The following is a 13905-nucleotide window of genomic DNA, read 5'->3' as shown; positions in this document are numbered from 1 at the left end:
GGACAACCGGATTCCACTGCCCGGACGTCCCGCTGACCGGCCTTCGCGGCGCACTCTTGACGACATGAGCACAGCAGTGCGAGTGCGCGGACTGCGCAAGGAGTACCCGGGCCACCTCGCCGTGGCCGGGATCGATCTCGACATCCACGACGGCGAGGTGTTCGCCCTGCTCGGGCCCAACGGCGCGGGCAAAACGACCACCGTCGAGATCCTGGAGGGGCACCGGCAGCGGACGGCGGGGGAAGCCGCGGTCCTCGGCGAGGACCCGGGTACCGCGGGACGCGCGTGGCGCGCCCGCCTCGGCATCGTGTTGCAAACGGCGACCGACGCTGCGGAACTGACCGTCGCGGAAACCGTGCGGCACTTCGCGAAGTACTACCCGAACCCGCGGGATCCGGAAGAGGTGATCGACCAGGTCGGCCTCACCGCGAAGGCGGGCGCGCGGGTGAAGTCGCTGTCCGGCGGGCAACGCCGCCGCGTGGACGTCGCACTCGGCATCGTCGGCCGTCCGGAACTGCTGTTCCTCGACGAGCCCACCACCGGATTCGACCCCGAAGCGCGGCGGCAGTTCTGGGGACTCATCGACGGGCTCGCCCACGAGGGCACCACAATCCTGCTGACGACGCATTACCTGGACGAGGTCGAGGCGCTGGCCGACCGGCTCGCCGTGCTCGCCCGCGGTTCGGTCGTCGCGGAGGGGACGCCGGCGACGCTCGGCGGCCGCGAACGCGCCGAGGCCGTCGTACGGTGGCAGGACGACCGCGGCAGTCACGAGGAACGCACGCAGTTCCCGACGAAGCTCGTCTCGCAACTCGCTGGCGCGCAAGGGGAACTCGCCGGCCTCACCGTGACGCGTCCCAGCCTGGAAGACGTCTATCTCGACCTGATCGGGGAAAAACCGTGACCACGACCATGGCCGTGCCGGGCACGTTCAGCCTCGGCCTCGCCCGCGGCGCGCTCGAACTGCGGCAGTTCTTCCGCAACCGCGAGCAGGTGGTGTTCACCTTCTCGCTGCCCGCGGTGCTGATGATCCTGCTCGGCTCCATCCTCGACGGCCCGACCGCGCAGACCGGGGTGTCGTCCGGGCAGCTGCTCGCCGCCGGGATGATCGGCGCGGGCATCGTGTCGACTTCGTTCAACAGCGTCGGCATCGGCATCGCCGCGGACCGGGAAATCGGTGCGCTCAAACGATTGCGCGGCACGCCGATGCCGGCGGCGGCCTACTTCGTCGGCAAGATGGTGATGGTCGCGGTGACCAGCGTGGCGCAGACCGTCCTGATGGCCGCGGTGGCGATGCTGATGTTCCACCTCGAACTGCCGTCCGACCCGGCGAAGTGGCTGACCCTGCTCTGGGTGCTGCTGCTCGGGATCGTGTCCTCGACGCTGCTCGGCATCTCGATCAGCTCGGTCGCCCGGTCCGCGGCCGGAACCGTGGCGCTGGTGCAGCTGGTGTACTTGGTGCTGCAGTTCATCTCCGGGGTGTTCGTCACGCCGATCACGCATCTGCCGAGGATCATGGTCGACGTCGCGTCGTTCTTCCCGCTGAAATGGATCTGCCAGGGCTTCCGCTCGGTGTTCCTGCCGCCGGAGGCCGCGACCCAGGAAATGGCGGGGACATGGGAGCTTCCGAAGGTGGCGCTGGTGCTGGCGGTGTGGTGCGTGGTGGGCCTGGTGCTCGCGAGGGTGACGTTCCGGTGGACGAACGAAGCGAAGTGACCCAGGACGACGCGTGGCAGCGGTCGTTCTGGTCCTGGGAAGTGCTGTTCGCGGTCGCCTACGTGGCGACCGCGGTCCTGGTGCTCGTCAACGACGGTTCGGCCACCGCGAAGATCGTGGCCGAAGCCGCGCTGGGCACGATCGCCGTCGGGTATCTGGCCGTGGGCCGGCGCGTCGTGCACGGCGAGGACAACGAGACCATTCGCGTCGTCGCGGCGGTGGCGCTGATCGCGTTGAGCGCCACCGCCATTCTCGCGACCACCACGGCGAGTTTCGTGCTGTTCGTCGCCTGCCCGCTGGTGTTCATGCTGCTGGAGCTGCGCCCCGGGATCGTCGCGACGACGCTGCTGATCCTGCTCGAACCCGTCTCCGCGGTGCTGAGCGGCGGCTGGGACAACGGGTTGCTGTCGGTCCTGCTGCCGATGACCGCGATCCTCATCGTCTTCAGCGTGCTGGCCGGGAAGTTCACCAGCGATGTACTGCGGCAAAGCCGCGCCCGCGCCGAACTGATCCGCGAACTGGAATCGAGCCAGGCCGAAGTCGCCCGGCTGTCGCGCGAAGCGGGCACCGCGGCCGAACGAGAACGGCTGGCGCGGGAAATCCACGACACGCTCGCCCAGGGGTTCACCAGCATCATCACGCTGACCCAGGCGATCGAGTCCGAACTGGACACTGATCTGTCCACAGTGCGCAAACATCTCGCGCTCGCCCATCGCACCGCCCGCGAGAATCTCGCCGAAGCCCGCGCGATGGTCGCCGCACTCGCACCGTCCGATTTGGCCACTGGCTCGCTGCCGGAAGCGGTGCAGCGTCAAGCAGATCGGCTCGCCGAGGAACTAAGCATTCCGGTTGAGTGCGAAGTGGACGATGCTTTGCCGCCACTGTCCACTGCGGTCGAAGTGGTGCTGCTGCGCGCGGCGCAAGAAGCGCTGTCGAACGTGCGCAAGCACTCGGGTGCGACGCTCGTCCGCGTGCGGCTGTCCGCTGTGGACGGAGCGATACGGTTGCGAGTAGCGGACAACGGGTGCGGCTTCACCCCGGATGCCGACGGAAGCGGATTCGGGTTGCGCGGCATGCGTTCGCGGGCCGAGCAGGTGGGCGGCGCGCTGGAAGTGCGGACCGGCGCGAACGGCGGCACCGAACTGGAACTGGAGGTGCCCGCGTGATCACGATCATGCTCGTCGACGACCATCCCGTGGTGCGCGAAGGGCTGCGCGGCATGCTCGAAGCCGAGGAAGACCTCACGGTGGTCGGCGAAGCCGGTTCCGGCGACGAAGCGGTGGCGCTCGACCGCGTGAAACAGCCCGACGTCATCCTGATGGACCTGCGCATGCCGGGCCTCGACGGCGTCGGCGCGATCCACGCGATCCTCAAGGAAACGTCCACGCGCCGGATCGTCGTTCTCACCACCTACGAGACCGACGCGGACATTCTGCGCGCAGTCGAGGCGGGCGCGTCGGGATACCTGCTGAAGGACGCGTCGCGCACCGAATTGGCCGGTGCGATCCGGGCCGCGCATCGCGGCGAGACCGTGCTGGCGCCGTCGGTCGCGGGCAAGCTCGTGCACCGGATGCGGAACCCGGAGCCGGCGTCGCCGCTGTCCGCGCGCGAGGTGGAGGTGCTGCGACTGGTCGCGAAGGGCCACACCAACGCCGAAATCGGCCGCGAGCTGCACATCGGCGAGGCGACGGTGAAAACGCACCTGCTGCGGGTGTTCTCGAAGCTCGGCGTTTCCGACCGCACCGCGGCGGTGACGACGGCCCTGGACCGGCAACTCCTCGGCTGAGCCGCCCGGGCAGAATGACGCTCATGCTCGACTCCACCGAACTCGCCCTGTACCGACGGCTCGCGCAGGAGCAGTCCGTCAGCCGCGCCCCGTCCCTGCTCGCCGCTGTCGTGCGGGGCGGCGAGGTCGTCTGGTCCGGAGCCCGCGGCCGCGTCGGCGACCAGCGCCCGGACGACGACACGCAGTACCGGCTGGGGTCGATCACGAAAACGATGATCGCGACCGCGGTCATGCGGCTGCGCGACGAGGGCAAACTCGACCTCACCGACCCGCTGGAACGGCACCTGCCGGGCACCGCGTTCGGCTCGGTCACCATCGCGCAACTGCTGTCGCACACCTCCGGCCTCACGTCGGAATCGCCTGGCCAGTGGTGGGAACGCGCGCCCGGCGCGGACTGGGCGGCGCTCGTCGCGAGCCTGGAAAAGGGCGCGACGAAGCTGCGTCCCGGCTCCAAGTTCCACTACTCGAACGTCGGCTACGGCGTCCTCGGCGAACTGGTCGCCCGGCACCGCGAGCGGCCCTGGTACGACGTCGTGCGCGACGAAATCCTTACCCCGCTGGGCATGAACCGCACGACCCCGCACCCCGAAGGCGCGCACGCCGAGGGATTCGCCGTGCACCCGTTCGCCGACGTGCTGATGCCCGAGAAGTGGCCGGACGCCGGCGCGATGGCCCCGGCGGGCCAGCTCTGGTCCACGATCACCGACCTCGGCCGCTGGACGTCGTTCCTCGGCGGCCACACCGGCGGCGTGCTGTCGGAGGCCACGGTCGACGAAATGCGGACGATGAACACCGTCGACGACACCGAGGTGTGGTCGACCGGGTTCGGCCTCGGCCTGATGGTCGTGCGCTACCAGGGCAGGCACCTGGCCGGGCACACCGGCTCGATGCCCGGCTTCCTGGCCGCGACCCTGGTCGACCCGCGCAGCGGCACCGGCGCGCTGTGCCTCGCGAACTCCACCGGCGGCGTCGGCATCACGCAGCTGTGCCTTGACCTGCTCACCACCGCCGACGACCTCGAACCCGCGCTCCCCGACGAGTGGCTTCCGTCCACTGTGGACCCGGAACTGCTCGCGCTGACCGGCCTGTGGCACTGGGGCCCGTCGCCGTACTTCCTGCGCGTGCAGGGCGACGGCCTGATCTCGCTGAACCCGGCCGTCGGAGCCGGACGGGCGTCGCGCTTCCGCCCCGAAGGTCCGGACACCTGGATCGGCCTGGACGGCTACTACGCGGGCGAAACCCTCACCGTCGGCCGCGCCGCGGACGGGACCGCGAACCACCTGAACCTCGCGACGTTCATCTTCAGCCGCACCCCGTACGACCCGGCCGCGCCCATTCCCGGCGGGCTGGACGAGGACGGGTGGCGCTGAGTCACCCCGCTTCGGCCTGGACGTCGGGTTCTTCGGCGTCCAGGTCAGGCGCTCGCCCGGCCGGGGACAACCACGCCTTCGCGTAGAAACCCTGACCGGGCAGGCCCACCGGCACCTCGCCCGGCCACGACGTTCCACAACCGCTGGTGCTCGACGCCATCCCCACCAGCCCGCGCTTCCAAGGCCTGGGCCAAGCCCACCCCAGTTTTGCTCTGTCCGCGGCCTGGCTGGGCCGAGCCCACCCCCGCCCTCCTCTGGGGGGCTGCCCATGCCCATTCTACCGGCGCGACCCGACGAAACCGGCGCGTAGAGCGTGCGGAGGCCGGCTACTCCACAACCGGTGACGGGTGTGGACAACCTGCTCCGGGACGCAAGAACGCAACCCCGTCCAAAAACAACGCAGCCCCGTCCAGAAACCTGGGCGGGGCTGCGCCGTCTCCCACGCGTGAGGGCCGCGCGGCTTCCAGCGCGATGCCCCGAGAAGCAGCCGCCGAGAACCGCGCTCTAGAAGCAGCAGGCACCGCCTCCTGAGTCTCCCGTATGCGGCTCCGGCAACGGCTCCCCGGCGTTCGCATCCCGCCGATCTCCACCGCGACCCGGCCTCGCGCGTCCGGCTCGTCCAGCCGCAGCCGTCCGGTCCGGCGGAGTTCGCGCGCCTGCTCCGGCGGGCAGGCGAGCAGCGTCAGGTAACCGCGCGGACGAACCGTGACCCGCAGCAGGCTCGGCGGCTCCTGGCCGTAATCCCACTGAGTGGTGTCCCCGTCGAGTCTCGCGCGGACCTCGCGCAGTGGTCCCTTCGGCCGCACCCGCGCCGGTCGGCTCCACGGCCGCCACCACCACAACGAGCCGATGACGAACGCGGCGGCCAGCACGAAAACCGCCGAGCCGATCTCGCCCGAGTCCGGCGGCTCCACGACCAAGGCTCCGGCGAACAGCCCAGCGAGAGCGACCGAAAGCCCGAACACCGCGGGCGCGGCCAGCCGCCGCGGGAGCGACCACCGCGGCCAACGCGGCACGAAAACCAGCACCAGCGTCGCGGCCAGCCCGACCGGAAGGCCGATCAGCGCAGTCGAGTCCCACGGGTGCACCAACGCCGTCAAGGCGAAGAGCGCAACCCACCCCCAGCGCGGCCGGTAACCGTGCGTTTCCGTCACGATTCCACATGTCGGACACCCGCCAACCGCCGTTACCTGCGTTGTCCCGACCTGAGAGACTTAGCTCATGACCGACGCTGAGTTGACGATCCCAGCAGACCTCAAGCCGGCCGACGGCCGCTTCGGCTGCGGACCCTCGAAGGTCCGCGAAGAGCAGCTCGCCGCCCTCGCCCGGTCCGGTTCCACCTACCTCGGCACCTCGCACCGGCAGAAGCCGGTCAAGTCGCTCGTCGGCCGCGTGCGCGCCGGGCTGTCCGAGCTGTTCTCGCTCCCGGACGGCTACGAGGTCATCCTCGGCAACGGCGGGACGACCGCGTTCTGGGACGCCGCCGCGTTCGGCCTCGTGCGCGAGCGCGCCCAGCACTTCACCTACGGCGAGTTCTCTTCGAAGTTCGCGACCGTCACGAACAAGGCCCCGTTCCTCGGCGAGTCGATCGTGGTGAAGGCCGACCCGGGCAGCGCGCCGGAAATCGCCTATCAGCAGGGCGCGGACCTCGTCGGCTGGGCGCACAACGAAACCTCCACCGGTGTCGCGGTGCCGGTGCGGCGTCCCGAGGGCAGTGACGGCGCGCTGGTCGCGATCGACGCGACGTCCGGCGCCGGCGGCCTTCCGGTCAAGGCCGAGGACTTCGACGTCTACTACTTCGCGCCGCAGAAGTCGTTCGCGTCCGACGGCGGGCTGTGGATCGCGCTCGCCTCGCCCGCCGCGATCGAGCGGATCGGCGAGATCGGCGGCGGCGACCGCTGGATCCCCGAATTCCTGTCGCTCACCACGGCGCTCGACAACTCGCGCAAGGACCAGACCTACAACACCCCCGCCGTCTCCACGCTTTTCCTGCTCGCCGAGCAGATCGAGTGGATGAACGGCCAGGGCGGCCTCGACTGGACCACCTCGCGCACTAAGGAATCCTCGACCCGGCTGTACGAATGGGCCGAGAAGACCTCGTACACCACGCCGTTCGTGGCGAACCCGGAGCTGCGCTCGCAGGTGGTCGGCACGGTCGACTTCGCCGACGAGGTCGACGCGGCCGCTGTCGCGAAGGCGTTGCGCGCCAACGGGATCGTCGACACCGAGCCGTACCGGAAGCTGGGCCGCAACCAGCTGCGCGTCGGCCTGTTCCCGGCGATCGACCCGGACGATGTCACGAAGCTCACCCAGAGCATCGAATACGTCGTGGAACGCCTGGGCTGAACGAAAACCGCCCAAACCGCCCCGCCTGCCGCCCGGCTCGCGGGGCGGTTCGCGTTGACGACCACTCGTTCGTGACACACCGTGGTCGGCGTGTCACGGCGGTAACCGATCAGCGGGACCACGAAAATGGCCGGGAAAGTGTCGTCGGATTGAGTTCGGATGGGTGAGGTGTCGGCGCGCCTCGCACGTCAAGCCGACGCGCCGTTCTAACGTGGGCACCCACAAAGGTGAACACCGGGGAGGCGAGAAATGCGGGCGTTGCGGGTGGTCGGGCTGCACGAGGACGGGAAGTCCCTCGTGCTGGAGGACCCGGCGAGCCGTACCCGCTTCCTGCTCCCGGCCGACGAGCGACTGCGTGCGGCGGCAAGGGGGGACATAGCCCGGCTGGGCCAGATCGAGATCGAGTTGGAGAGCCAGATGCGGCCACGCGAGATCCAGGCGCGAATCCGCGCGGGCGAGTCCGTCGAGCAGGTCGCGAGCAGCGCGGGCGTCTCGACGCAGCGGGTGGAGCGATTCGCTTATCCGGTGCTGCTCGAACGGTCCCGCACGGCGGAGCTCGCGCAGTCGGCGCACCCGGTCCGCGAGGACGGGCCCGACGTCCAGACGCTCGGCGAGGTCATCGCCTACGCCTTCGGCGTCCGCGGGCACGACTACAACCAGGCAAGCTGGGACGCCTGGCGCGGCGACGACGGCAAGTGGGTCGTCGTGCTGCGCTGGAAAGCCGGCCGCTCCGACAACCGCGCGCACTGGTCGTTCTCGCCCGGCGCACACGGCGGAACGGTGCACGCGCTCGACGAGAACGCGGAAGTCCTGCTGAACCCGAACTCGTACGTGGCCCCGCGCACCGTGCGCGCGCTGGCTCCCGCTCGCGATTCGGTGGTGCAGCCGACCCTCGACGCCGTCGAGGAACCGCGCGCCATCGAGGGCCCGGACGAGGGCGACGACGAGACCCGCGAGATCCCGCGCGTCCCGGGCGAGTCCGACGGCGACGAAGCCGAGCAGCCGCGCACGAAGGCGAAGAAGAACCATCCGATCGTGCCGTCCTGGGAGGACGTGCTGCTCGGAGTCCGCACCCAGCGCGGCTGACCGCCTGGACCGCTTCAAGCGCCCCAATGTGGCGTTCGGTGCGTCCGACGCACCCAATGCGGCATTCGGTGCATCCCACGCACCCAATGCGGCATTCGGCGCATCCCACGCACCCAATGCGGCATTCGGCGCATCCCACGCACCCAATGCGGCATTCGGCGCATCCCACGCACCCAATGCGGCATTCGGCGCATCCCACGCACCCAATGCGGCATTCGGCGCATCCCACGCACCCAATGCGGCATTCGGCGCGTCCCACGCACCCAATGCGGCATTCGGCGCGTCCCACGCACCCAATGCGGCATTCGGTGCATCCCACGCACCCAATGCCGCATTCGGCGCATCCCACGCACCCAATGCCGCATTCGGCGCATCCCACGCACCCAATGCCGCATTCGGCGCATCCCACGCACCCAATGCGGCATTGGGGCTTTCGTCGTAGCGCGGGCGTGCGACGGGTTCGCGGTCGCGATGCTCGCCGGGGCGATGCGGAGCACCCGCTGACGAGCCGGGCCGCGATGGCGTCGCTTCCGCAGAAGCCCGTGAGGGGAACCCTGAGGGAATCTGATTCCCTCAGGGTTCCCCTCACGGACCTCGGGCGCGAGCTGGGATCACGCGTCCAGCAGGGCGGCCAGTTTCTTAGGGGCCACGTGCCGATAAGCCTCACGCACGATCTGGTCGATCTCCGCCCAATCAACATCCACGTCGAGCCGCACCCCGAGCCACCCGTGCACCCCGACGTAGGGCGGCCGGAAAAACCGCTCCGGCTCGGTACGCACCAATTCCTCCTGCACCCCGGGCGGCGCGGGGCACCAGAACGCGACCTTGTCGTCGTGGTGCCGGTCGGCGAACATCACGAACGTCTTGCGCCCGCGAATGAACCACGTCGGTTCGCCGTGGCTGAGCCGTTCGGTGGTTTCGGGCAGGGCGAGGCAGAGGGCGCGCAGCTTGTCGAGCGGAGCCATCGGGTCAGTATCCGCGAGTCAGAACACCGTGGCCAGCACGCCAATCCACGCGAGCACCAACCCGCCACCCGCGCCGTACACCGCCCAGCGCAGGATCGGCACCTTCCGGCCCAGCCACAACGACGGCGCAACCCCGCCGGTCACCACCAGGGACGCGATCAACGCGAGCCACGTACTCGTCTCCCGCGCGAGCGTCCCGGCCAGGGCGAGCATCGCCACGATCACCACAACAGCCGCGAAAGCCGAGACCGTCAGCCCGGTGGACCAAGGCGTCGGCTCCTCCGGAGTCGCGGCCCGCGCGGGCTGATCCGGCCGCGGCGGCGGCTCGACCACCGTCTCCGTCCCGGTCACCGGGTCGACAAAGCGCACCTCGGTGCCCATCACCGCGGCCAAGCGCGCAGCAAGCTGGCGGCCGCGCTGCGACACGACCGAGCCGGCGGCGTCGGCGTCTGCCTCGGAACGCGTCACCGCCGACGCGACGCGCGCCCACTCGTGCAGGTCCTGCGCCAGGTCGGCGCCGATCGCGAGCCGGCGCGGGTCGACCTCGCGCGCGTGTTCGCCGCCCGGCCCGGCCAGCACCGCCTGCTCGCCGCGGATCCGCAGCTCCATGGTGCCCCTCCCCGCAAGAAACGTGCCGGGGGTCACTCTAGTGGGGCGGCCCCCGCCGAGACTTCGTGGAACGCGATCGCCGCGGCCGTGGCGACATTCAGCGAGTCGACGCCGGGCACCATCTCCACGCGGACCGCGACGTCCGCGGCCTCGATCGCCTCGTCGGTCAGACCCGGTCCCTCCGCGCCGAGCAGCAGCGCGACCGGGCCCGGCACCTTCTCGCGCAATCCGCGCAGCGGCACGGAATCCGCCCGCGGCGTGAGCGCGGCCACCGTGAAACCCCGTGCCCGCAGCACATCCAGCCCGCCGGGCCAGCTGTCGAAAGTCGCGAACGGGACGCGCAGCACGTGTCCCATCGAAACCCGCACACTGCGCCGGTAAAGAGGATCCGAACACCCTGGACCCAGCAAGATCCCGCCGACGCCGAGCGCGGCCGCGTTGCGGAACAGCGCGCCGAGGTTTTCGTGGTCGCCGACGCCTTCGAGCACCGCCAAAACCTGTGCGCTGTCCACGATTTGGGAGACCGTCGGCGGTTCCGGGCGGTCCGCGACCGCGAGCACGCCGCGATTGAGGTGGAACCCGACCACGTCGGCCATCGTCTCCGCCGACGTCACGTACGCGGGCACGTCGACGGCCGCGAGTTCGTTTTCCAGTTCCCGCAGCCGTCTCTCCACGCCGAGCAGCGCTCGCACCGGATAGCGCGAAGCAAGCAGCCGTCCGACCACGACGGTTCCTTCGGCGATCACCAGCCCGCGCCCGCCGGGGCGGTCCGGGCGACGGTCCGCTGTGGACAGGTCGCGGAAGTCGTCGAGCCCCGGATGCGCCCGGTCCTCGGTGAAGATCAGTTGAGCCACATCGGACAGTCTCGCACCCGCCCGAACCCGTGCCCATTGGTCCGAACGCGCGAGGAGCTTTAGGGCAAACGGCGTAGTTACGCGCAGGGTCAACCTCCGGTGACGGAGAGCACCAGTTTGGCCGCTAGCCCATCGCCACCCGCTGTGCGACGGTGGTCTGCCTGGCGTACTAGCCGCCCAGACCACTGCGGACAGCAGCCAAGGAGCGCGTCGAACAATGGGTACGGATCTCTCGGCACACCCCGGCCGGCTTGACCGCGGACGGTACCGCCGGAAGGTCCAGCGATGCCTGGACACCCTGGCGCGGATGCTCACCGACGGCAGTTTTTCCTTTCCCCGCAAGAACATCGGCCTCGAAGTCGAGCTGAATCTGGTGGACGGGCAGCTGCGTCCGTCGATGACGAACTCGGTCGTGCTGGAGGCGCTCGACGACGACGCGTTCACCACCGAACTCGGCCAGCACAACCTGGAACTCAACGTTCCCCCGCGCCCGCTCGCCGGGGATTCCGCGCTGCAGCTGGAAGAAGACCTGCACGCCTACCTCGCGAAAGCCGGGGAAAGCGCGGCCCACACCGGCTCGACGGTGGCCATGATCGGCGTTCTTCCGACGCTGCGGCCGGAACACTTCGACCAAAAGTGGCTTTCCCACAAAACGCGCTATTCGTCGCTGAATGACGAGATTTTCGCCGCGCGCGGCGAGCGGATCGCGCTCGCGATGGACGGGCCCGCGCTGCCCGGGACCCAGCCGGAACGACTGCGGCACTACGCGGAGTCCATTCTCCCGGAGGCCGCCTGTACTTCGGTCCAATTACATCTGCAGGTGGCCCCCGAGGAATTCGCGGCGCACTGGAATGCCGCGCAATGCCTGGCCGGCGTGCAGATCGCGATCGCCGCGAACTCTCCTTTCCTGCTGGGCAAGGCGCTGTGGCACGAAACCCGGATCCCGTTGTTCCAGCAGGCCACCGACACCCGGCCGGAGGAGCTGAAAAACCAGGGCGTCCGGCCGCGCGTGTGGTTCGGCGAACGATGGATCACGTCGATCTTCGACCTGTTCGAGGAAAACGTCCGCTATTTCCCCGGACTGCTGCCGGAGACTGATCTCGAGGACCCGATCGAGGCGCTGGAATCCGGGCAGGCGCCGAAACTTTCCGAACTGCGGCTGCACAACGGAACGATTTGGCGATGGAACCGGCCGGTGTACGACGTCGTCGACGGCCTGCCCCACCTTCGCATCGAAAACCGCGTGCTGCCCGCCGGCCCGACGGTCGCCGACATGGTGGCCAACGCGGCGTTTTTCTACGGCGCACAACGCGCACTGGCCGAGCAGGAGCGGCCGGTCTGGTCGCAAATGTCGTTCCAGGCAGCGGAAGAAAACCTGTACGAAGGCGCGCGCAAGGGTTTCGACGCGCAGCTGTACTGGCCCGGCATCGGCTGGATTCCGCCGGACGAGCTGGCGTTGCGCGTGCTGCTGCCGCTGGCCCACGAGGGCCTGCGCCGGTCGGACGTCTCCGACGAGGCTCGGGTGCGCTACCTCGGCATCATCGAACGCCGATGCCTCGCCCGCCGCAGCGGCGCGACCTGGCAGCGGGACTACGTGCTGCGCGCGCACGAACGCGGAGCCGACCGCGAAACCGCGCTGAACTGGATGCTGCGGCGATACCTCGAACTCTCCGCGGAAGGCGAGCCGGTGCACACCTGGACGCTCGACGACTGAGCCGTTTCGCGCGGTCCCCTAGAGTGTTTCGCACCGGAAGGGGGTGGCGCGCGTGCCGAAGGTGCTGGGCGGTTCGCTCGAAGCGCACCGCCGCGAAGTGCGGTCACGAGTGTTCGACGTCGTCCGCGCGCAGCTGTACGAGCGCGGGTTCGACGCGATCACGCTCGCCGGCGTCGCCGCGGAGGCCGGGCTTGGCCGCACCGCGATGTACAACCACTTCCCGGACAAGGAAAGCCTGCTCGTCGCCTTCGTGGAGGACGAGGCCGCGCGGTACGTCGAGCGGTTGCGCGCGGCGGTGGACGCCGAAGGCGACCCGGTCGCCCAGCTGGCCACGTTCGTCCGGCTGCAGCTGCGCGTGCTCGCCGAACACCATCTCCCGCCGGGCACCGCGCTGGAGTCCGCGCTCGCGCCCGCGGCGTATCAGCGGATCAGCGCGCACGCCGACCCGATCATCGAACAACTGCGCTCGGTACTGCTCGCCGGAGTCGACGCGGGCAGCTGGCCCGCGCAGGACCTCGACGTGGTGGTCCCGATGATCACCGCCGCGCTCGGCAGCCGCCAGGTCATCGATGTGCCCGCTGACCAGCTGGAAGACGCCATTGAAGCCGCCGTGCGGTTCGTCCGCCGGGCGGTCGGTTCGAGTGAAAACGGCTGATTTTAGGGTAGCCTAAGTGCGGGTTGTGGCCTACAGTTCTTTCTGACAGCTTGTCATAAAGAACGTCGGAGGCCTTTGATGACGGTGACCGCGGACCTCGAAGCCAGCCCGTTCTCCGGACAGCTGCGCGCGTCCACGAGGACAGTGCACGACAAGGCCAACCACTCCACGTACATGAACGCGCTGCTCGGCGGCGAGCTGACGCTGGCGGGCTACGCGGCGCTCGCCACCCAGTACTACTTCATCTACCAGGCCATCGAGCGCGCCGGCGACGCGATGGCAGGCGACCCGGTCGGCGGCGAGTTCGTGTTCGAGGAGCTGCGCCGGTTGCCCGCGCTGGAACGCGACCTCGCCCGATTGGTCGGCCCCGGCTGGCGCACCGAGATCGCCCCGCTCGCCGCCACCGAGGCCTACACCGCGCGGATCGCCGAGGCGTCGCGCTGGTCCGGCGGCTTCGTGGCGCACCACTACACGCGTTACCTCGGCGACATCGCCGGTGGCCAGATCATCCGGCGGCTGCTGGAGAAGAAGTTCGACGTCGCCGAGGCGGGCACGCTCTTCTACCGCTTCGACGAGATCGGCAGCGCCCCCGCGTTCCGCGACCGCTACCGCGCGAAGCTCGACGAGGCGCCGTGGAGCGAGCACGACCGCGCCCGGGTGATCGACGAATCCGTGGTCGCGTTCGAGCACAACGTGGCGGTGTTCGACGAACTGGCCCGCGACCTCGAACGGTACCGCGATCCCTCCGCATGACCCGGGTCACAGCGGGTTGACCTCCACCTAACTTGAAGTACGACGCTCGGT

The 13905-nt window shown here is 69.7% G+C and carries 15 protein-coding genes; 10 read left to right on the top strand and 5 right to left on the bottom strand.

The features are described 5' to 3' along the window. Positions 1 to 64: 64 nt before the first annotated feature. The 5 genes from AB5I40_RS31295 to AB5I40_RS31275 are packed head-to-tail and all read left to right on the top strand — an operon-like array spanning position 65 to position 4872. A complete protein-coding gene (locus AB5I40_RS31295; protein WP_370933820.1) occupies positions 65 to 904 on the top strand; it encodes an ABC transporter ATP-binding protein in 840 nt (279 codons plus the stop codon). Then, complete coding sequence (locus tag AB5I40_RS31290) at positions 901 to 1716, top strand: ABC transporter permease (protein WP_370933819.1); 816 nt, start codon at positions 901 to 903, stop codon at positions 1714 to 1716. Before AB5I40_RS31295 ends, AB5I40_RS31290 begins: the two co-directional genes overlap by 4 nt. After that, on the top strand, positions 1695 to 2882 hold the full coding sequence (locus tag AB5I40_RS31285; RefSeq protein ID WP_370933818.1) for a sensor histidine kinase: 1188 nt from the start codon (positions 1695 to 1697) through the stop codon (positions 2880 to 2882). The genes AB5I40_RS31290 and AB5I40_RS31285 overlap by 22 nt, the downstream gene beginning before the upstream one ends. Beyond that, a complete protein-coding gene (locus tag AB5I40_RS31280) occupies positions 2879 to 3502 on the top strand; it encodes a response regulator (protein WP_370933817.1) in 624 nt (207 codons plus the stop codon). The genes AB5I40_RS31285 and AB5I40_RS31280 overlap by 4 nt, the downstream gene beginning before the upstream one ends. A gap of 23 nt (positions 3503 to 3525) precedes the next feature. Beyond that, on the top strand, positions 3526 to 4872 hold the full coding sequence (locus tag AB5I40_RS31275; protein ID WP_370933816.1) for a serine hydrolase domain-containing protein: 1347 nt from the start codon (positions 3526 to 3528) through the stop codon (positions 4870 to 4872). A gap of 1 nt (position 4873) precedes the next feature. On the opposite strand, the gene AB5I40_RS31270 is transcribed toward AB5I40_RS31275, so the two are convergent. Both AB5I40_RS31270 and AB5I40_RS31265 read right to left on the bottom strand, forming a co-directional pair. Further along, positions 4874 to 5032 (bottom strand): hypothetical protein, encoded by a 159-nt coding sequence (locus AB5I40_RS31270; protein WP_370933815.1) that lies wholly within the window; start codon positions 5030 to 5032, stop codon positions 4874 to 4876. Positions 5033 to 5198: 166 nt separating this feature from the next. Continuing rightward, on the bottom strand, positions 5199 to 6026 hold the full coding sequence (locus tag AB5I40_RS31265) for a hypothetical protein (RefSeq protein ID WP_370933814.1): 828 nt from the start codon (positions 6024 to 6026) through the stop codon (positions 5199 to 5201). A 67-nt stretch (positions 6027 to 6093) separates the two neighbouring features. Here AB5I40_RS31265 and serC point away from each other — a divergent pair, with 67 nt between their 5' ends. After that, positions 6094 to 7218, top strand: a complete 1125-nt coding sequence (serC, locus tag AB5I40_RS31260) for a phosphoserine transaminase (protein ID WP_370933813.1) — start codon at positions 6094 to 6096, stop codon at positions 7216 to 7218. A gap of 249 nt (positions 7219 to 7467) precedes the next feature. Beyond that, complete coding sequence (gene sepH / locus AB5I40_RS31255) at positions 7468 to 8304, top strand: septation protein SepH (RefSeq protein ID WP_344288370.1); 837 nt, start codon at positions 7468 to 7470, stop codon at positions 8302 to 8304. A gap of 611 nt (positions 8305 to 8915) precedes the next feature. Here sepH and AB5I40_RS31250 read toward each other — a convergent pair. The 3 genes from AB5I40_RS31250 to AB5I40_RS31240 are packed head-to-tail and all read right to left on the bottom strand — an operon-like array spanning position 8916 to position 10732. Next, positions 8916 to 9269, bottom strand: a complete 354-nt coding sequence (locus AB5I40_RS31250) for an MmcQ/YjbR family DNA-binding protein (protein ID WP_370933812.1) — start codon at positions 9267 to 9269, stop codon at positions 8916 to 8918. A gap of 18 nt (positions 9270 to 9287) precedes the next feature. After that, positions 9288 to 9878, bottom strand: coding sequence for a DUF2537 domain-containing protein (locus AB5I40_RS31245; protein WP_370933811.1), 591 nt, complete (start codon positions 9876 to 9878; stop codon positions 9288 to 9290). Positions 9879 to 9910: 32 nt separating this feature from the next. Continuing rightward, the gene (locus tag AB5I40_RS31240) at positions 9911 to 10732 is read right to left on the bottom strand and encodes a TrmH family RNA methyltransferase (RefSeq protein WP_370933810.1); all 822 of its coding nucleotides are present in this window, start codon (positions 10730 to 10732) and stop codon (positions 9911 to 9913) included. Between the two features lie 217 nt (positions 10733 to 10949). Between AB5I40_RS31240 and AB5I40_RS31235 the strand changes: the two genes are divergently transcribed. From AB5I40_RS31235 to AB5I40_RS31225, 3 genes are all read left to right on the top strand, one after another. Then, entirely contained in the window at positions 10950 to 12446 is a 1497-nt protein-coding gene (locus AB5I40_RS31235) for a glutamate-cysteine ligase family protein (protein ID WP_370933809.1), read from the top strand. Positions 12447 to 12498: 52 nt separating this feature from the next. Next, complete coding sequence (locus AB5I40_RS31230; protein ID WP_370933808.1) at positions 12499 to 13101, top strand: TetR/AcrR family transcriptional regulator; 603 nt, start codon at positions 12499 to 12501, stop codon at positions 13099 to 13101. Positions 13102 to 13179: 78 nt separating this feature from the next. Continuing rightward, positions 13180 to 13854, top strand: a complete 675-nt coding sequence (locus AB5I40_RS31225; protein ID WP_370933807.1) for a heme oxygenase (biliverdin-producing) — start codon at positions 13180 to 13182, stop codon at positions 13852 to 13854. Positions 13855 to 13905 lie beyond the last annotated feature (51 nt).

It is taken from the genome of Amycolatopsis sp. cg13, assembly GCF_041346965.1.
Taxonomy (GTDB): Bacteria; Actinomycetota; Actinomycetes; order Mycobacteriales; family Pseudonocardiaceae; genus Amycolatopsis.
Note: the sequence above shows the minus strand (reverse complement) of the source record. Positions and strands in the feature narration are given on the sequence as shown.